The organism is Streptomyces sp. NPDC055749 (genome assembly GCF_053617235.1).
This window is the reverse complement of record NZ_JBSHFH010000050.1, coordinates 30,181-49,603: the sequence shown is the minus strand read 5'-3', so window position 1 is coordinate 49,603 and position 19,423 is coordinate 30,181. Positions and strand designations below refer to the sequence as shown.

12 protein-coding genes are annotated in these 19,423 nt (G+C 71.4%); 4 read left to right on the top strand and 8 right to left on the bottom strand.

The window, feature by feature from the left end:
• Positions 1-86 precede the first annotated feature (86 nt).
• Together ACWGO0_RS29540 and ACWGO0_RS29535 are read left to right on the top strand one after the other, a co-directional pair.
• Complete coding sequence (locus ACWGO0_RS29540) at positions 87-878, top strand: metal-dependent hydrolase (RefSeq protein ID WP_453541654.1); 792 nt, start codon at positions 87-89, stop codon at positions 876-878.
• Positions 879-929: 51 nt separating this feature from the next.
• Positions 930-2,465, top strand: coding sequence for an ATP-dependent DNA ligase (locus tag ACWGO0_RS29535; protein ID WP_453541651.1), 1,536 nt, complete (start codon positions 930-932; stop codon positions 2,463-2,465).
• A 41-nt stretch (positions 2,466-2,506) separates the two neighbouring features.
• Here the strand turns inward: ACWGO0_RS29535 and ACWGO0_RS29530 are convergent, their stop codons facing one another.
• The 7 genes from ACWGO0_RS29530 to ACWGO0_RS29500 form a co-directional block, all read right to left on the bottom strand.
• The gene (locus tag ACWGO0_RS29530) at positions 2,507-3,868 is read right to left on the bottom strand and encodes an NAD(P)/FAD-dependent oxidoreductase (protein WP_453541648.1); all 1,362 of its coding nucleotides are present in this window, start codon (positions 3,866-3,868) and stop codon (positions 2,507-2,509) included.
• 135 nt (positions 3,869-4,003) lie between these two features.
• Entirely contained in the window at positions 4,004-5,782 is a 1,779-nt protein-coding gene (locus ACWGO0_RS29525) for an ABC transporter ATP-binding protein (protein ID WP_453541645.1), read from the bottom strand.
• Entirely contained in the window at positions 5,779-7,539 is a 1,761-nt protein-coding gene (locus tag ACWGO0_RS29520) for an ABC transporter ATP-binding protein (RefSeq protein ID WP_453541642.1), read from the bottom strand. The genes ACWGO0_RS29525 and ACWGO0_RS29520 overlap by 4 nt, the downstream gene beginning before the upstream one ends.
• A gap of 63 nt (positions 7,540-7,602) precedes the next feature.
• The gene (locus ACWGO0_RS29515) at positions 7,603-9,384 is read right to left on the bottom strand and encodes an ABC transporter ATP-binding protein (protein ID WP_453541639.1); all 1,782 of its coding nucleotides are present in this window, start codon (positions 9,382-9,384) and stop codon (positions 7,603-7,605) included.
• The gene (locus tag ACWGO0_RS29510; protein WP_453541636.1) at positions 9,381-11,243 is read right to left on the bottom strand and encodes an ABC transporter transmembrane domain-containing protein; all 1,863 of its coding nucleotides are present in this window, start codon (positions 11,241-11,243) and stop codon (positions 9,381-9,383) included. Before ACWGO0_RS29510 ends, ACWGO0_RS29515 begins: the two co-directional genes overlap by 4 nt.
• Positions 11,244-11,434: 191 nt before the next feature.
• Positions 11,435-14,371: an FAD-binding and (Fe-S)-binding domain-containing protein gene (locus tag ACWGO0_RS29505; protein WP_453541633.1), complete on the bottom strand. Its 2,937-nt coding sequence runs from the start codon at positions 14,369-14,371 to the stop codon at positions 11,435-11,437.
• 37 nt (positions 14,372-14,408) lie between these two features.
• Positions 14,409-14,852 carry a MarR family winged helix-turn-helix transcriptional regulator gene (locus ACWGO0_RS29500; protein ID WP_453541630.1) on the bottom strand — a complete coding sequence of 148 codons (444 nt, stop codon included), beginning with the start codon at positions 14,850-14,852 and terminating at the stop codon, positions 14,409-14,411.
• Positions 14,853-14,948: 96 nt separating this feature from the next.
• On the opposite strand from ACWGO0_RS29500, the gene ACWGO0_RS29495 reads away from it, so the two are divergent.
• Entirely contained in the window at positions 14,949-16,760 is a 1,812-nt protein-coding gene (locus ACWGO0_RS29495; protein WP_453541627.1) for an ABC transporter ATP-binding protein, read from the top strand.
• A 571-nt stretch (positions 16,761-17,331) separates the two neighbouring features.
• Positions 17,332-18,180 (top strand): endolytic transglycosylase MltG, encoded by an 849-nt coding sequence (mltG, locus tag ACWGO0_RS29490; protein WP_453541624.1) that lies wholly within the window; start codon positions 17,332-17,334, stop codon positions 18,178-18,180.
• 15 nt (positions 18,181-18,195) lie between these two features.
• Here mltG and ACWGO0_RS29485 read toward each other — a convergent pair whose 3' ends face one another.
• Complete coding sequence (locus ACWGO0_RS29485) at positions 18,196-19,293, bottom strand: NAD(P)-binding domain-containing protein (protein WP_453541621.1); 1,098 nt, start codon at positions 19,291-19,293, stop codon at positions 18,196-18,198.
• Positions 19,294-19,423: the final 130 nt, after the last annotated feature.

Genomic DNA, 19,423 nt, shown 5'->3' with positions numbered 1-19,423 from the left:
AAGATCACGGACGATACGCTGCCCACTCAACTCGGCCGCGCCGCACGGGCCATGGCCACACATGATCTACGGGGGCGGGAACGACCATGATGGGACCGGCGCACTCTCTGTCGGGGGCAGCGGCCTGGCTGGGGGTGGGCGCCGCGGCTGCCGCCGCCGGCTATCCGATGCCCTGGCCCGTTCTCGTCGTGGGCGCACTGATCTGCGCGGGCGCCGCGCTCGCCCCCGACCTCGACCACAAGTCGGCGACGATCTCGCGGGCCTTCGGACCGGTCTCCAAGGGCCTGTGCGAGATCGTCGACAAACTCTCGTACGCCGTCTACAAGGCGACCAGAGGACCCGGCGACCCTCGCAGGACCGGCGGCCACCGGACCCTCACCCACACCTGGCTGTGGGCCGTGCTGATCGGTGCGGGGGCCTCGGCCGCCGCGGTCACCGGCGGACGGTGGGCGGTCCTGGCGATCCTCTTCGTCCACCTGGTCCTGGCCGTCGAAGGACTGCTGTGGCGGGCCGCCCGGATGTCCAGCGACGTCCTGGTGTGGCTGCTCGGCGCGACCAGCGCCTGGATCCTGGCGGGCGTCCTGGACAAGGCGGGCAACGGCTCCGACTGGCTCTTCACCGCCCCCGGCCAGGAGTACCTGTGGCTCGGGCTGCCCATAGTGCTCGGCGCGCTCGTCCACGACATCGGCGACGCGCTGACCGTCTCGGGCTGCCCGATCCTGTGGCCGATCCCGCTGGGCCGCAAGCGCTGGTATCCGCTCGGGCCGCCGAAGTTCATGCGTTTCCGGGCCGGCAGCTGGGTCGAGCTGAAGGTGCTGATGCCGGTCTTCATGCTGCTCGGGGGAGTGGGCGGGGCCGCCGCCCTCAACGTCATCTGACGGCTCCGCGCTCCACGGGCGGTGCGCCCGGAGCCGTAGCACCATGACTGCATGCTGCTTGCCCGGCTCGCCCACGTGTCCCTGGAGGTCGCCGCCACGTCGGCGCGGAACCGGAAGGTCGCCCTGCTGGCCGGCCTGTTCCGGGACACCGCACCGGACGACGTGCCGATCGTCATCCCGTATCTCTCCGGCCGCCTTCCGCAGGGCCGGCTCGGCATCGGCTGGAGCACCCTGGGCGACCCGGTGGCGCCCGCCGCCGAGCCCGCCCTCACCGTCGCGGAGGTGGACGCGGAGCTGACGGCCATCGGGGCGCTCGCCGGGGCGGGCTCCCAGGCGGGACGCCGGGAGCGCCTGCAGCGGCTTCTCGGCGCCGCGACCGCCGACGAGCAGCACTTCCTGCGCGCCCTGCTCACCGGCGAGGTGCGCCAGGGAGCCCTGGACGCCGTCGCCGCCGACGCACTCGCCCAGGCAGCCGGGGCGCCGCCCGCCGACGTACGGCGGGCCGTGATGCTCGCCGGATCGCTGCAAGCAGTGGCCCGGGAACTGCTCGCGCAGGGGCCGGAGGCACTCGACGCGTTCCGGCTCACCGTGGGACGCCCCGTCCTGCCGATGCTCGCGCACACCGCCCGGTCGGTCACCGAGGCGATCGACAAGCTCGGGCCCTGCGTCGTCGAGGAGAAACTGGACGGCATCCGCGTCCAGGCACACAGGGACGGCGACGAGGTCCGCCTCTACACCCGGACGCTCGACGACATGACCGAGCGCCTGCCGGACATCGCAGCGGCTGTACGCGACTTCGCCGGTGAACGGTTCATTCTCGACGGTGAGGTGATCGCGCTCGGCGCCGACGGCCGCCCCCGCCCGTTCCAGGAGACCGCCGCCCGGGTCGGCTCCCGGCGCGACGTGGCAGGTGCGGCGGCCACCGTCCCCGTCGTGCCCGTCTTCTTCGACGCGCTGTCGGCCGACGGCCGGGACCTGCTCGACCTGCCCTTCACCGAACGCCACGCGGCGCTGGCCGGGCTGGTCCCCGAGCGGATGCGCGTCCGCCGCGTCCTCGTCGCCGAGCCCACCGAGGCGGGTGAGCGTGCGGCAGCCGTCGAATTCCTGGCCGCCACGCTGGCGCTGGGCCACGAGGGAGTGGTGATCAAGAGCCTCGACGCGCCCTACAGCGCGGGACGGCGCGGCGCCTCCTGGCTGAAGGTGAAACCGGTGCACACCCTGGACCTCGTCGTGCTGGCGGCCGAATGGGGACACGGGCGGCGCACCGGGAAGCTGTCCAACCTGCACCTGGGGGCGCGGCGGGACGACGGCTCGTACGCCATGCTCGGCAAGACCTTCAAAGGGCTCACCGACAAGATGCTCGGCTGGCAGACCGAACGGCTGCGCGAGCTGTCCACCGGCGACGACGGCCACGTGGTGACCGTGCGCCCGGAACTCGTCGTCGAGATCGCCTACGACGGCCTTCAGCGCTCCACCCGCTACCCGGCCGGTGTCACTCTGCGGTTCGCGCGGGTGCTGCGCTACCGGGAGGACAAGCGGCCGGAGGACGCTGACACCGTCGAGACGGTCCTCTCCCGGCAGAGCTGATCCGGCCGGGGCAGCCCTGGCCGGATCAGTGCCCTGCCCGATCAGTGGCGGATCACCGTCGCGGCCGTGTGCGCGCGCACCTGCTCCGGGGTCAGATAGCTGTCGGTGTACTCGAAGTCCCGCAGCGTCGCCGGACTACGGAGCTGGAAGCCGGTCCGTACGAAGTCGTCACCGGCGATCGCGTTCAGCATCCAGTTCGTCAGGACCCGGGTCTTGGCGACGTTCGTCCGCAGCGCCGACCAGTGATAGCCCCGGGCCACCAGCTGGGCCGGGAGGCCCTTCAGCTCCACGCCGAGGGGCTTGGAGACGGCGTCCCGGCCGCCCAGGTCGACGACCAGACCGAGGTCCTTGTGCTCGTACGGCATCAACGGCATGCCCCGCAGCGTCGCGATCAGGTTGTCGGCGAGCGTGCGGCCCTGGCGCATGGCGTGCTGCGCGGTCGGCGGGCAGACGGCACCGTCGCCCTTCGCCAGATCGGGAACAGCGGCGGCGTCACCGAGCGCGAAGACGCCGTCCGAGCCGCGCAGGGAGAGTTCGGGCGTCACCGCGAGCCGTCCGCGTACCGTCTCCGCGCCGAGGGTGGCGATCAGCGGGCTGGCGGCCACGCCGGCCGTCCAGATCAGCGTGCGGCAGGGCAGGACCCGGCCGTCGGTGAAGGTCACCCGCTCCGCGGTCGCCTCGGCGACCGAGACGCCGAGCGAGACCTCGATCCCGCGCCTGCGCAGGATCTCCATGGCGTCCAGGCCGAGCTTGTCCCCGAGTTCGGGCATGAGCTTCGGGGCGATGTCGATCAGATGCCACTTGATGAGCTTCGGGTCGAGCCGCGGGTAGTGCTTGAGGGCGTTGCTGGTGAGCCGTTGCAGACAGGCGGCGGTCTCGGTGCCCGCGTATCCGCCGCCGACCACGACGAACTGGAGCCGGGACGCCCGCTCCTCCTCGTCCTGACTGGCATCGGCCAGATCGAGCTGGGCGATCACGTGGTCCCGGATGTACGCGGCCTCGGCGAGAGTCTTCATGCCCCGCGCGTGTTCCACGAGGCCGGGGATGTCGAAGGTCCGGGTGACGCTGCCCGCGGCGAGCACGATGTAGTCGTACGACTCGTTCACGACCTCGCCGGTGATCTTGCGGACGACGCAGACCTTCGCCGCGGTGTCCACTCCAATGGCCCCGCCCGGCACGATCCGGGTGCGGTGGCGCCGGCTGCGGCGCAGCGAGACGGCGACCGACTGGGGAGTGAGCACACCGGCGGCCACCTGTGGCAGGAGCGGCAGGTACAGCTGGTACGAGAACGGTGTGACGAGCGTGATCTCGGCTTCGCCGGGGACGAGCCTGCGCTCCAGCCGGCGTACGCACCCGACCCCTGCGAAGCCGGCGCCGACAACGAGAATCCTGGGTCGTGCCACGGTGTGCGTCCCTTCTCGGGCTTGGAGGGTCCGTCGGTCCTGTCCTCGCCTGCCCCTGATTCCGGGTGAGTCACTCCTCATCCTTACCGGCCGCATCCGAGTTCGCCTCCCGACGGCGCCCCGGCTCGACGCGGCTCACGAGGAGGGATGCGCCTCGCCGTGCCTCTCCGCGTGCCCCTCGCCGTGCCATGAGCGCCAGAGTGCCGCGTAGGCGCCGCCGGCCGCGACGAGCTCGTCGTGGGTGCCGAGTTCGGTGAGGCGGCCGTCCTCCATCACGGCCACCCGGTCGGCGTCGTGGGCCGTCTGCAAGCGGTGGGCGATGGCGACGACGGTCCGGCCTTCGAGGACAGCGGCCAGCGCCCGCTCCGTGTGCCGGGCGGTCCTCGGGTCCAGGAGTGCGGTCGCCTCGTCGAGTATCAGCGTGTGCGGGTCGGCCAGCACCACGCGCGCCAGGGCGAGCTGCTGTGCCCGGGCGCCGTCGGGCCGATGCCCCCCGTGCCCCAGATCGGTGTCCAGGCCGTCAGGCAGCTCGACGGCCCATTCGGCGCCCACCGCGAGGAGTGCCGCACGCAGCTCGGCGTCGGTGGCGTGAGCTGCGGCGATCAGCAGGTTGTCCCGGACCGTGCCCAGGAACACATGGTGTTCCTGGGTGACGAGGACGACGTGCCGGCGCAGTTGGCCGGGGTCCAGACCGGCGACCGGGACCTGTCCCACCGTCACCGAGCCGGTGTGGGGTGTGTCCATCCCGGCCAGCAGTCGGCCCAGGGTGGTCTTGCCCGCGCCTGAGGGACCGACGATCGCCAGGCGCTCGCCGGGCCGGACCGTCAGGTCGACACCGCGCAGCACGTCGCCCCCGCCGTCGTAGGCGTAACGCACACCGGTCACCTCGATCCGGTCGTCGGCCGGTGCGGGGGACGCGGGCGGCGGTGCCTGCGTGGCCAGGCCGAGGCCCTCGACCCTGGCGAAGGAGGCACTGCTGCTCTGCACCCGCTCCAGCTGCTGAAGGATGGTGTCCAGGGGCTGGGAGAGCTGCCGCAGATACAGGGCCGATGCGACCACCGCGCCGAGGCTCATCGCGCCGTGGTCGTGCAGCACACCGCCGACCAGTAGGACACCGGTCACGGGAACGGCGTACGAGATGTCCACGGCGGGGAAGAGCACGCTGCGGAGGAACAGGGTGCGGGTCCTTGTGCCGCGGCACGTTTCGATGTCCTCCTGGCATGCCGAGATGCGGCGTTCTTGCAGGCCGAGGGCTTCGATGGTGCGGGCGCCGGCCGCGGTGGCCGCGAGCTGCTCCGCGAGAGCCGAGTTGGCGGCCCCTTCGGCGAGGTACGCGGTGAGCGCCCGGCGCAGATACCAGCGGGCGGCGAACCAGATGCCGAGCAGCCCCAGCACCCCGCACGCACCGAGCAGCGGGTCGATCACGAAGACCGCGCCGAGGATGAACAGCGCCTGGACTCCGGCGATGAGGACCTCGGGTCCGGCATCGCGGAGAGTCGCGCCGACAGCGGCGACGTCCGTGGTGCCGCGGGTCATCAGGTCGCCGGTTCCGGCCCGTTCGGCCACCGCCGCGGGCAGTGCGAGCGCCCGGTCGGCGAACTCCTCGCGGATACGCGCCAGGGTCCGCTCGCCGAAGCGGTGTCCGACGTGGCCGGCGTAGCGGGTCAGCAGGAGTTGCGCGAGCGCGAAGACGAGCATGGCGAGAGCGAGGCGGTCCACCGAGGCCACCGTGCCCCCGGATCCGACCTCGTCGATGATGCGGCCGAGCAGCCACGGGCCGGCGAGTCCGGCACCGGCGGCCAGCGCGTTGAGGCCGATCATGACGGCGAAGGCGCGACCGTCCAGCCGGATCAGCCGGTACGCCGCGCGGCGTACCTCGGACGGTCCGGCAACGGGCAGGGAACGGGCAGTCATCGCACGGCCTCCCGGAGCGGCGGGACGGTACCTTCGCCCGTGCGGTCGTCGTCCTCGTCGTCGACGCCGCGCGACACCAGGAGCCGGTAGCCGGGCTGCCTGTCCAGGAGTTCGCGATGGGTGCCGGTGTCCACGACGGAGCCGTCGACCAGGTAGTGCACGGTGTCCGCCTCATCCAGGAGGAGCGGTGACGTGCTGGTGACGACCGTGGTGCGGCCGGTCCGCGCCGCGCGCAGCCGGGTCGCGACGGCCGCCTCGGTGTGTGCGTCGACCGCCGAGGTGGGCTCGACCGCCAGGAGTACCTCGGGATCGGCCAGCAGGGCTCGGACCAGGCGGATGCGCTGGCGCTGACCTCCGGAGAGGTTGCGGCCCTGCGCGTCGACGCGCGAGTCGAGCCCGTCGGGCAGGCCGCGGACGATGTCCTGCGCCATGCCCGCGTGGACACCGCGGGCGATGGTGTCCGCGTCCGGATCCCGCGTGCCGCGGATCACCTCGAGCAGCGGGCCGGCGAACAGATCGGCCTCGTTGTCCGCGACGAGGATCCGCCGGCGGACCTGCGTCAGGTCGATGGTGTCGAGGCGTATCGCACCCCAGGTCGCGGCCGACTCCGCGAAGCGGCCGAGGCGGTCGACCACCGCCGCGGAATCCGACGGCAGGGCGCTGACCAACGCGGTCAGTTTTCCGGGCACCACCTCGACGCCGGATGCCGGATCACGGAGCGTGGACGGCGACTCCGGCCCGTCCGAACCCGCGTCCGCACCTGCGGAATCGGGCTCCAGGGCCAGGAACCGTACGACCCTGCGGGCTGCGACGAGTCCGCGGCTGAGGTCGTAGCCGCCCTCGATGAAGAACGCGACCGGCACCACAAGCACCGCGGCGTACCCGTACACCGCGACCAACTCGCCGACCGTGATGGTCCCTTGAGCGGCCATCCGGGCCGCCAGCCAGGTCACCGTCCCGAGGAACAGGGTGGGAAGCCCGACACCGAGAGCCCGGATCCAGCTGGTCACCGTGCCGACGCGGTACCCCTCCGCCTGTACCGTCCGCGAGCCGCGCCGGTAGCGCTCGGCGTACACCTCCTTGCCGCCGATGCCATTGAGGACGCGCAGACCCCCGACGATGTCCTCGAACCGTGCGGCGAGCGCGCCCTGTTGCTCGCGGTACGTCGTCTCGACGCCCTGAAGCCGCCCCAGCAGCGGGCCGACCAGCACCGCGAGGAGCGGCACACCGAGCAGCACCACCGCGGCGAGCAGGGGTGAGATGGTCAGCAGCAGCCCGGCGACGACGACATAGGCGAGGACCGCGCCGACACCGGGGCCGGTGATGGTCAGCGTGCCGGCGATCACGCCGACATCGCCGAACCCGATCGTCACGACCTCCCCGGCCGTGGCCCGGCGCGGCAGTGCGGCGCCCAGCCTGGTCGCCTGCCTGACGACCACCTGCACCGAACGGAAGGCGGCATCCATCCGCACCCTGGTCATCGTGCGGTGCCGCATGATGCCGAGCCACGCGTTCAGCACCCCCACACCGAACAACGCGGCTGCCCAGCCGGCCAGCGCGGGCCACCGACCCGGTTCCAGCCCGTCGTCGATGGCCCGTGACAGCAGGTACGGCGGCAGCGTCAGGCAGACCATCCAGGCGCTGCCGAGCAGCGCACCGGCGGCGACCCGCCGGCGCTGACTGGTGACCAGCCACCACAGATACCGCGCGGCGCTGCGACAGTCCGGAGCCCCCGAAGTCACGTTCGAATCGTTCACCTGTCACACATTAGTGATCACGGTTGGACACGTTCGCTGCGCCCGGGAGCCCCGTGGCCTGGATCAGCCGTGCCAGGACCGCCACAGCGCCGCGTACGCGCCGTCCGCCGCCACCAGCTCGTCGTGGCTGCCCAGTTCGCTGATCCGGCCGCTCTCGACGACCGCGATCACATCCGCGTCGTGCGCGGTGTGCAGGCGGTGCGCGATGGCCACCACCGTACGGCCGTCCAGCACCCTGGCCAGCGAGCGCTCCAGATGCCTGGCGGCCCGCGGGTCGAGCAGCGAGGTCGCCTCGTCCAGCACCAGCGTGTGCGGATCGGCGAGTACCAGCCGGGCCAGCGCGATCTGCTGCGCCTGCGCCGGAGTGAGGGCGAAGCCGCCCGAGCCGACCTCCGTGTCCAGCTCCTTGTCCAGGGCCTTCGCCCAGCCGTCCGCGTCGACCGCGGCGAGGGAGGCCCACAGCTCCGCGTCATCGGCGCCGGTACGGGCCAGCAGCAGGTTGTCGCGCAGCGAACCCACGAAGACGTGGTGCTCCTGGTTGACCAGGGCGACGTGCTGCCGCACCCGCTCCGCCGTCATCCGCGACAACTCCGCCCCGCCCAGGGTCACTTCGCCCGTGCGCGGTGCGTAGATCCCGGCCAGCAGCCGGCCCAGCGTGGACTTGCCCGCCCCCGAAGGGCCGACCAGCGCCAGCCGCGTACCCGGAGCCACGTCCAGGGTCACCTTGTGCAGGACGTCGACCCCGGCCCGGTAGCCGAAGTGCACCTCGTCGGCACGGACCGCGCGGCCGTCGGGGCCGACCTCGTCGTCACCCGCGTCCGGCTCGATGTCCCGTACACCGACCAGCCGGGCCAGCGAGACCTGGGCGACCTGCAACTCGTCGTACCAGCGCAGGATCAGCCCGATCGGGTCGACCATCATCTGCGCCAGCAGCGCACCGGTCGTCAGCTGACCGACGGTGAGCCAGCCCTCCAGCACGAACCAGCCGCCGAGCATCAGCACCGCGCCGAGGATCGTCACGTACGTCGCGTTGATGACGGGGAAGAGCACCGAACGCAGGAACAATGTGTACCGTTCCCAAGCTGTCCACTCCTCGATCCGGCGGTCCGACAGCGCGACCCGGCGCGCCCCCAGACGGTGCGCCTCCACGGTCCGCCCGGCGTCCACGGTCTCGGCGAGCATCGCCGCGACCGACGCGTATCCGGCGGCCTCCGAGCGGTACGCCGAAGGCGCCCGCTTGAAGTACCAGCGGCAGCCGACGATCAGGACGGGCAGCGCGATCAGTACCGCCAGTGCCAGCGGCGGCGCCGTCACCGTGAGCGCGCCGAGCAGCAGACCCGCCCACACCACGCCGATCGCCAGCTGCGGCACGGCCTCACGCATCGCGTTCGCGAGACGGTCGATGTCCGTGGTGATCCTGGACAGCAGATCACCCGTCCCGGCCCGCTCCAGGACCCCCGGCGGCAGCCCGACCGAGCGTACGAGGAAGTCCTCGCGCAGATCGGCGAGCATCTCCTCACCGAGCATCGCACCGCGCAGCCGCATGGTCCGTGTGAACACGGTCTGCACGACGAGCGCGATCGCGAACACCGCGGCGGTGCGCTCCAGATGGAGGTCGGTGACTCCGTTCGACAGGTCCTCGACCAGCCCGCCCAGCAGATACGGGCCGGTGATCGAGGCGATCACCGCGATCGCGTTCACCGTGATGAGCACGGTGAACGCCTTGCGGTGACGCCGCAGCAGGTCCCGTACGTAACCGCGCACGGTCATCGGTGTGCCGACCGGCAGGGTCGTCGCCGACTCCGGGGCGGCCGGGTCGTACGCCGGTGGTGCGACGCCGATCATGCCCTCTCCTCGATTTCCTCGATCGCGTCGATCGCGGAGGCCTGTCCGGTCTCCTCGATCTCCTCCTGTGCGGCCAGGGCCGCGATTTCGTCCTCGGTCTCGCGTGTGACGACCGCCCGGTACCGGGGTTCGCCGCGCAGCAGCTCGCGGTGCGAGCCGACGGCAACGACGGAGCCGTCGTGGACCAGCACCACACGGTCCGCCAGGTCGAGCAGCAGCGGTGACGAGGCGAACGCCACGGTCGTACGGCCCCGGCGCAGCCGCTTGATACCTGCGGCCACCCGGGCCTCCGTGTGCGAGTCGACCGCGGACGTCGGCTCGTCGAGCACCAGCGCCTCCGGGTCAGTGACCAGGGAACGCGCCAGCGCGAGCCGCTGCCGCTGGCCACCGGAGAGCGAACGGCCGCGCTCCGTGATCCGGGTCCCCATCGGGTCGCCGTCCGTGTCGGGCGAAGCCTGCGCCAGCGCGTCCAGCACATCGGCGCACTGGGCCGCCGACAGGGCGTCCTCGGCGGTCACGAGCCCGGAGGACGGAACATCGAGCAGCTCGCGCAGCGTCCCCGAGAGCAGCACCGGATCCTTGTCCTGTACCAGCACCGCGGTCCGCGCGCGGTCCAGCGGCAGTTCGTCCAGGGCCACTCCGCCGAGCAGCACCGAAGGTGCCCCCTTCTGTGAGGTGTCGTCGGTACCGGCCGCGTCGTCCTCGGCCTGGACGTGCCCGCCGAGCCGTTCGGCCAGCCGCCCGGCCTCGTCGGGATCGCCGCAGACCACGGCGGTGAACAGCCCTTCGGGGGCCATCAGGCCGGTGGCCGGGTCGTACAGGTCGCCGGCCGGGGCCACGTCCTCGACCGGCGAAGGCTGCTCGCTGCGGTGCAGGGACAGCACCCGGACCGCGCGCTTCGCGGAAGGCTTGGAGAAGGAGTACGCCATGGCGATCTCTTCCACGTGCCGCAGAGGGAACAGCATCAGGGTCGCCGCGCTGTACACGGTGACCAGCTGGCCCACCTCGATGCGGCCGTCCCGGGCCAGCGTCGCCCCGTACACGACCAGTGAGATCAGCAGAACGCCCGGCAGCAGCACCTGGATCGCCGAGATCAGCGCCCACATCCTGGCACTGCGGACGGCGGCCTTGCGCACCTCCTGGGAGGCGCGGCGGTAGCGGCCGAGGAAGAGTTCCTCACCGCCGATACCGCGCAGCACCCGCAGACCGGCGACCGTGTCGGAGGCCAGCTCCGTCGCCTTGCCCGCCTTCTCGCGCTGCACATCGGCGCGCCGGGTGGCCCGGGGGAGCAGCGGCAGTACCGCCAGCGCCAGGACCGGCATGGCGATCGCCACCAGCACGCCGAGGGTCGGGAGATAGAGGACGAGGCCGATACAGATCAGTACGAGGGCGGTCGCGGCGGCGGCGAAGCGGGAAAGTGCTTCGACGAACCATCCAATTTTCTCGACGTCACCTGTTGATACGGATACCACTTCACCGGCCGCGACCCGCCGGGTGAGCGCGGAGCCGAGCTCGGCGGTCTTGCGTGCCAGGAGCTGCTGCACCCGTGCGGCAGCGGTGATCCAGTTGGTGACGGCGGTCCGGTGGAGCATCGTGTCACCGACGGCGATCAGGACACCGAGGGCCACGATCAGGCCGCCGGCCCAGGCGAGACCGCTGCCCGAGCCGTCGATGACGGCCTGGACGGCGAGGCCGACGGCGAGCGGGAGCCCGGCGATGGCGCACTGATGGAGGAGGCCCCAGGAAAGGGACTTGAGCTGTCCGGCGAGCTGATTGCGCCCGAGCCAGAACAGGAACCATGGACCTGACCGGACATCCGGATCGCCAGGATCTGAGTACGGAAGATCGCGAATCTGCATGACGTCCCAGGGCTTGGAAGGGCGGAGGTCCGTGGACCTCGGAAACAGGTGAATGGTGAGGAACGGTGAGGGACCAAACCGTGCAAGGTTCGCTTCCTGCCCTGGTCCGAGGCAAACGGTTTTACGCGCCGGGGCCGCCCGGGGGCCATATCCGGCCGCCTCTCGGGTGGCGTTCCTGCGGCGCTCCGCTTCTACGGGCGGGTCGCCCGCTCCAGCTCCATCAGCACCGAGTGGTACCGCTGCCCGGTCGCCCGGTCCATGCCGATCTCGCACATCCGGTTCGCCGACAGATACACGTCGTACGTCCGGGTGCCGACCTCGGCCGCCTCCTTCGCGGTGGCAGAGGCGGTCAGCTCCTTGTGGAGCATGCCGCGGTCACCGGCGAAGGCGCAGCACCCCGCGTCATCGGGTACGACCACCTCGTCGGCGCATGCCTCGGCGACCCTGCGCAGGTGCTCGACGTCGCCCAGGTGCTCCATCGAGCAGGTCGGGTGCAGGACCGCCGAACCGGTCCTGCGGAGCACCGTCAGCTCCGGAAGCAGCTCGTCCGCCGCCCACACGAGCGAGTCGACGACGGTCAGTTCGCGGTGCAGTTCGCGGTTGTCCCCGGTGAGATAGGGCACCACCTCGTGGGCGATGCCCAGAGTGCAGGACGAGGCGTCGACGACCAGGGGCAGCCTGCCGCCCGCGGTCCAGCCCCAGGCGGCCTCCACCATGCGGTTGGCCATCACCCTGTTGCCCTCGTCGTACCCCTTGGAGTGCCAGATCGTCGCGCAGCAGGTGCCCGCGACATCGTCGGGGATCCACACCGGCTTTCCGGCGCGGGCGGAGACGGCGACGACGGCCTCGGCCAGGGACGGTTCCCGCCTCGGCTCGGGGCCGGCGAAGATGCGGTTCACGCACGCCGGGTAGTAGACGGCGTCGGCGCCGGCCCTGGAGGTGCGAGGCAGCTTCCGGGCGGCGGCTCCGGGGATCTCCGGCAGCCACTCGGGCACCAGATCGGGGCGCACGGCCTTGCGCGCCAGCCCGGTGACGGACTCCAGCAGCCGGTCGCCGATCCGGTCCGTGATCCTGTCGGCGGCGGCCACCGCCAGACGGGCCGCGGCCTCCACCGCCTTGAAGTTCTTCGCGGTCAGCGCGGCGATCCGCTCCTCGCGCGGAGAGTGCCGCAGATGACGGAAGTCCCTCATCATCGCCCCGGTGTCGATGCCGACCGGGCAGGCCAGTTTGCAGGTGGAGTCGCCCGCGCAGGTGTCCACCGCGTCGTACCCGTACGCATCGAGCAGACCGGCCTCCACCGGGGCACCGTCGCTCTGCCGCATCATCTCCCGGCGCAGCACGATCCGTTGGCGCGGAGTGGTGGTCAGGTCCTCACTGGGGCAGGTCGGTTCGCAGAAGCCGCACTCGATGCACGGGTCGGCGACGGCCTCCACCTTCGGAATCGTCTTGAGCCCGCGCAGATGGGCCTTCGGGTCACGGTCGAGGACGATGCGGGGCGCCAGCACCCCGTCGGGGTCGATGACCTGCTTCGTACGCCACATCAGCTCCGTCGCCTTCGGGCCCCACTCCAGCTCCAGGAACGGCGCGATATTGCGTCCCGTGGCGTGCTCGGCCTTCAGCGAGCCGTCGAACCGGTCGACGACGAGCCGGCAGAAGTCGTCCATGAAGGCGGCGTACCGGTCGACATCGGAGGGCTTCCCCGCGTCGAAGGCGAGCAGGAAGTGGAGATTGCCGTGGGCCGCGTGGCCCGCGACAGCCGCGTCGAAACCGTGCTCCGCCTGGAGCTCCAGCAGTGCCCGGCAGGCTTCGGCGAGGCGTGCGGGCGGTACGGCGAAGTCCTCCGTGATGAGTGTCGTACCGGACGGGCGGGAGCCGCCGACCGCGGTGACGAAGGCCTTGCGCGCCTTCCAGTAGCCGGAGATCGCCGCGGAGCCCCGGGTGAACGCGTTGGTGACCGACTGGGCAGGCGTCACGAGGTCCAGCCCGGCGACGACCTCCGCCGCCGCCCTCTCGTACGCCACCTGTCCGGCCTCGTCCGGGGCGCGGAATTCCACCAGCAGCGCCGTCGTCTCCTTGGGCAGCGTCGACCAGTCGGCCGGGACGCCCTGGACGCTGACCGAGGCGCGCAGGGTGTTGCCGTCCATGAGCTCCACCGCGATCGCCCCCGCCTCGTTGAATCGGGGGACGGCCGTCGCGGCGGCCGACAGCGAGGGGAAGAACAGCAGCGCCGACGAGACCCGGCGGTCCAGGGGCAGGGTGTCGAAGACGACCTCGGAGATGAAACCGAAGGTGCCCTCGGAGCCGACCATCAGCCCCCGAAGGATCTGCGCGGGCGTCGAACCGTCGAGAAACGCGTCCAGACGGTATCCGTTGGTGTTCTTGATCTCGTACTTGGCACGGATCCTGGCCGTGAGCTCCGGGTCCGCCTCGATCTCCGACTTGAGCGCGAGCAGCCCCTCGCACAGCCGGGGCTCGGCATGGGCCAGCAGGTCGTCCGCCGCCGGGTCCGCCGTATCGACGACGGTGCCGCTGGGCAGGACGAAGGTGAGCGAGGAGAGGGTGCGGTACGAATTGCGGGTCGTCCCCGCGGTCATCCCGGAAGCGTTGTTGGCGACGACACCGCCGACCGTGCACGCGATGGCGCTGGCCGGGTCGGGACCCAGCAGCCTGCCGTGCCTGGCCAGGGCGGCGTTGGCCCGCATGACGGTGGTCCCCGGCCCGATCCGGGCCCGCGCCCCGTCGTCCAGGACCTCGATCCCCGTCCAGTGACGGCGTACGTCGACGAGGATGTCCTCCCCCTGGGCCTGGCCGTTCAGACTGGTGCCCGCGGCCCGGAACACCACCTCGCGGCCCTTGCCGTGGGCGTACGAGAGGATCGCGGAGATGTCGTCGATGTCCTCCGGGACGAGCACCACCTCGGGGAGGAAGCGGTAGGGGCTGGCATCGGAGGCGTACCGCACGAGGTCGGAGATCTTCCACAGCACCTTGTCGGCTCCGAGCAGGGCCGTCAGCTCGGAGCGCAGTGGCTCGGGTGTGCCCTGCGCCTTCCGGTCGGGGACCCGGTCGTGGGACGGCGTGCGCGCCGTACCAGGACGGAGGGCTTCCGGCTTCGGCTCCAGCAGCGGCATGACAGGTCCCCTCGGAGGTACGGCGCTCCGCGCCGTCTCAGCAGCGGCGCTCCGGCATCCCGTCGACCAGAGCGGACAGCAGCCCGCCGAGCACCTCGCGCTGATCGGCGGTCAATGGAGCAAGGATCTCCTCTGCGGCGGCCCGGCGCGCGCTGCGCAGGGACCGGAGAGTGGCGCGCCCCTCGTCGGTGATCTCGACGCGCACCACCCGGCGGCTGGCCGGGTCCGGCGCGCGGCGCACCCGGCCGCTCGCCTCCAGGCCGTCGACCAGGCTGGTCACGGCGCGCGGGACGACGTCCAGGCGCTGCGCGAGATCGGCCATCCGGGGCGGGCCGTCGTAATGCGCGACGGTGCGCAGCAGCCGAAACTGCGCGGGAGTGATGCCGATCGGCTCCAGCTGGCGGCTCTGGATGCGGTGGAGCCTGCGGGTGAGCCGCAGCAGTTGCTCGGCCAGCAGGCCGTCGGGATCGGGTGAGTCCATGAGGGAACAATATCAGGACTCCGTTCATTGTGAGTATAGGTAACAATGAGCTATGCTCTCCGAAGTCACACTGCCGCACGCCCTCCGAAGGAGCCCATGAAACCCGACGAACCCGCGTGGACGCCCCCGCCGAGCGATGACGGGCAGCCGCCCGCCGAGCTGCGCCGCATCTTCCGTCTCTTCCGCCCCTACCGTGGCCGTCTCGCGCTGGTCGGTCTGCTGGTCGGCGCCTCGTCCCTGGTGTCGGTGGCTTCCCCGTTCCTGCTGCGCGAGATCCTGGACACCGCCATTCCCCAGGGCCGGACCGGCCTGCTCTCGCTGCTCGCCCTCGGCATGATCCTCACCGCCGTGATGACCAGCGTCTTCGGTGTGGTGCAGACCCTCATCTCCACGACGGTCGGCCAGCGCGTCATGCACGACCTGCGCACCGCCGTCTACACCCAGCTCCAGCGGATGCCGCTGGCCTTCTTCACCAAGACGCGCACGGGCGAGGTGCAGTCCCGCATCGCCAGCGACATCGGCGGTATGCAGGCGACGGTCACCTCGACCGCGACCTCGCTGGTCTCCAACCTCACCGCGGTCATCGCCACCGTCGTCGCCATGCTCGCGCTCGACTGGCGGCTCACCGTCGTCTCGCTGCTCCTGCTGCCGGTCTTCGTGTGGATCAGCCGCCGGGTGGGCCGGGAGCGCAAGAGGATCACGACCCAGCGCCAGAAGCAGATGGCGGCCATGGCCGCCACTGTCACCGAGTCCCTCTCGGTCAGCGGCATCCTCCTCGGCCGCACCATGGGCCGCTCGGAATCGCTCACCAAGGGCTTCGCCGAGGAGTCCGAGCGCCTCGTCGACCTCGAAGTGCGCTCCAGCATGGCCGGCCGCTGGCGGATGTCGACGATCGGCATCGTCATGGCCGCCATGCCCGCCGTCATCTACTGGGCGGCCGGCATCACGCTCCAGTCGGGCGCCACCGCCGTCTCCCTCGGCACCCTGGTCGCCTTCGTCTCGCTCCAGCAGGGCCTGTTCCGGCCCGCCGTGAGCCTGCTCTCCACCGGAGTGCAGATGCAGACGTCCCTCGCCCTCTTCCAGCGGATCTTCGAGTATCTCGACCTGAAGGTGGACATCACCGAGCCCGAGAAGCCGGTGCGGCTGGAGAAGATCCGGGGCGAGGTCGCCTTCGAGGACGTCGACTTCGGTTACGACGAGAAGAGCGGACCCACCCTCACCGGCATCGACATCACCGTGCCCGCCGGCAGCAGTCTGGCCGTCGTAGGACCCACCGGTTCCGGCAAGTCGACTCTCAGCTATCTCGTCCCCAGGCTGTACGACGTCACCGGCGGCCGGGTCACGATCGACGGCGTCGACGTACGTGACCTGGACTTCGACACCCTGGCCAGGGCCGTCGGTGTGGTCTCCCAGGAGACCTACCTCTTTCACGCATCCGTCGCCGAGAACCTCCGCTTCGCCAAGCCGGAAGCCACGGACGAGGAGATAGAGGCGGCGGCCCGCGCCGCGCAGATCCACGACCACATCGCCGCACTGCCCGACGGGTACGACACCCTGGTCGGGGAACGGGGCTACCGCTTCTCCGGCGGCGAGAAGCAGCGCCTGGCGATCGCCCGCACCATTCTGCGCGACCCTCCCGTGCTGATCCTCGACGAGGCGACGAGCGCTCTCGATACGCGTACCGAACACGCGGTGCAGTCGGCGATCGACGCGCTCTCCGCCGGGCGCACCACACTCACGATCGCGCACCGGCTCTCCACGGTCCGTGGCGCGGATCAGATCATCGTCCTGGACGGCGGTCGTACGGCGGAGCGTGGCACCCATGAGGAACTGCTCGACCGGGACGGCAGATACGCGGCCCTGATCCGCCGCGACACCGAACGGGAACCGGCACCCGTCGCCCCCTGAGCGGGGGCCCCGCGCACGGACGTTGCGCAACTCCAGGGCCGGAGCGCGCTGCCGGTCCGCCGTGCGGCCCGCGCAGTTCCCGGACCACCCGCTCACTCGCGTGCGCAGGGCCCTCGATGCCCTCGCCGGAGTGGTCACCGTGGCCCCGGGATTCGCCGCCCTGCCTCCCTTCACGGGTCCGGGCCCCCGGCCGGCCCAGGGCTGAGGGGCCGCACACGACAGCGCCGCCGCCCCCGTGGGACGGGGAGCAGCGGCGCCGGTGGAGCAATGGTCAGACGAGCCAACCCACGAAGTGGACGACGCCGGCAAGCAGGTTGGTGAGGAAGTTCATCTGGTGTTTCTCCTTGTGCGTGGTGCATCTGTGGGACTGCGCAGTCGCGGTCTGCAGCCCGTCGCTTGCGCCCTGTAATCATCAGGCTGCGCACCGGAGTTGAGCAACGAAAACCGATGCGACCACGCGTTCGAGCGAACACCCGATTCCTTGTTCGTGTGTTCTGGTGAAGTGCGTACGGTTCGTGTCGTCCACCGTCAGGTACCGAATTGGTGCATATGTCCGGGTTAACGTGCCCGCATGGTGAACGAGCCCCCGGGCGCCCCGCCCCGCCGCAGACTCCGCCCGACCCGGCGCGGGCGCCTGGTGCTGCTCATCGGCACCGTCCTCGTCGTGGTGGCTGCCGTGATGGTGCCGCTGATGATTCTCGGATCGGAGGAGGAGAAGGAGCCGCCCCGCTCCCTGGTGATCCCCGAGGGATGGCGGGCCTCCCAGGTGTACGACGCGGCCGACCAGGCGCTCGGACTGGCGCCGGGTTCCACGGAGAATGCCGTGCCCACGGCCGAACTGCCCCTCCCGGCCACCGCCCGGGGCAACCCCGAGGGCTACCTCTTCCCCGCGACGTATCCCGTCGATGACAACACGACGCCCAAGACCCTGCTCCGCTACATGGTGGACACGGCGGTCAAGCGGTTCGGCGCCGACCACATCACCGCAGGGGCTCAGCGCAACAGCGTCTCCGTCTACCAGACGGTGACGATCGCCGCCATCGTGCAGGCGGAGGCCGACACCGTCTCCGACATGGGCAAGGTGGCCAGGGTCGTCTACAACCGGCTGGCCCAGGACATGGCGCTGCAGATGGACTCGACGCTCAACTACGCGCTGAAGCGGTCCACGCTGGACACCACCACGGGCGATACGAAGATCGACAGTCCCTACAACAGCTACGAGCGCAAGGGGCTGCCGCCGACCCCCATCGGCAACCCGGGGGAGCAGGCCATGCAGGCGGCCATCAGTCCGCCGCCCGGCCCGTGGCTGTACTTCGTCACGGTCGGGCCCGGCGACACCCGTTTCACCGACAGCTATGACGAGCAGCTCACGAACGTCGAGGAATTCAACCGCAACCGCAGCTCCGCCACCACGGGCTGACCCGCGGCGCCTCCGTCAGACGGGGACCGGGGCCGGGACCCGAGCGGGGCCGGGGCGACCGGCCCGGTCCAGCAGCCGCACGATCGAACGAACCGCGGCCCGTCCCGCGCGGTTGGCGCCGATCGTGCTGGCCGACGGGCCGTAGCCGACGAGATGGACGCGCCCGTCCCGTACCACCTGAGTGCCGTCGAGCTTGATGCCTCCGCCGGGCTCGCGGAGCTTCAGTGGCGTCAGATGGTCGACGGCTGCCCGGAAGCCGGTCGCCCACACGATCACGTCGGCGTCGACGGTCCGGCCGTCGTCCCAGGCCACACCGCTCGGAGTGATCCGGTCGAACATCTCGATCCGGTCCAGGACTCCTCGCTCGCGCGCGTCCCGGACCGCATCGGTGAGCGGCAGCCCGGTCACGCTCACCACGCTCCGGGGCGGCAGCCCGCGCCGTACGCGGTCCTCCACCAGGGCCACGGCGGCGCGCCCCTGATCCTCGCCGAACGGCCCTTCCCTGAACACCGGCGGCCTGCGCGTCACCCAGTACGTCGCGGCCGCCACATCGGCGATCTCCATCAGGTGCTGGGTGCCGGAGGCGCCGCCCCCGACGACGATCACCCGCTGCCCGGCGAACTCGCCGGGCCCCGGATAGCCGGCCGTGTGCAGCTGACGCCCCCGGAAGGTCTCCTGGCCCGGGTAACGCGGCCAGAAGGGCCGGTCCCAGGTGCCCGTCGCGCTGATCAGGGCACGTGTGGCGTACGTGCCCTCGGAGGTCTCCACGAGCAGCCGGCCGCCGTCCCCCTCGCGGACGGCGTTCACCTCCACCGGGCGGTGCACCCGCAGGCCGAAGCGCTGTTCGTACGTGTCGAAGTACTCGCCGATCACCTCGGACGAGGGCCGGCCGGGGTCGGCGCCCGTCAGCTCCATGCCCGGCAGGGCATGCATGCCGTGGACCTTCCCGTACGTGAGCGAGGGCCAGCGGTACTGCCAGGCGCCGCCCGCCCGGGGCGCGTGATCGAGGACGACGAAGTCGCGGTCCGGCTCAAGACCGGCCCGCCGCAGGTGGTAGGCGCTGGACAGGCCGGCCTGCCCGGCGCCCACCACGACCACATCCAGTTCACGCATCCCGAAGTTGTTCACGCTTCTGCTAACTGCACCGGGGTCCTGGGAATAAACCCGCGCGCGGGGAAAAAAAGCTCCCGCCCGCAGAGCGGAGACCGCCACGGCCCCCCCCCACCACGCACCGAGCGCCCCC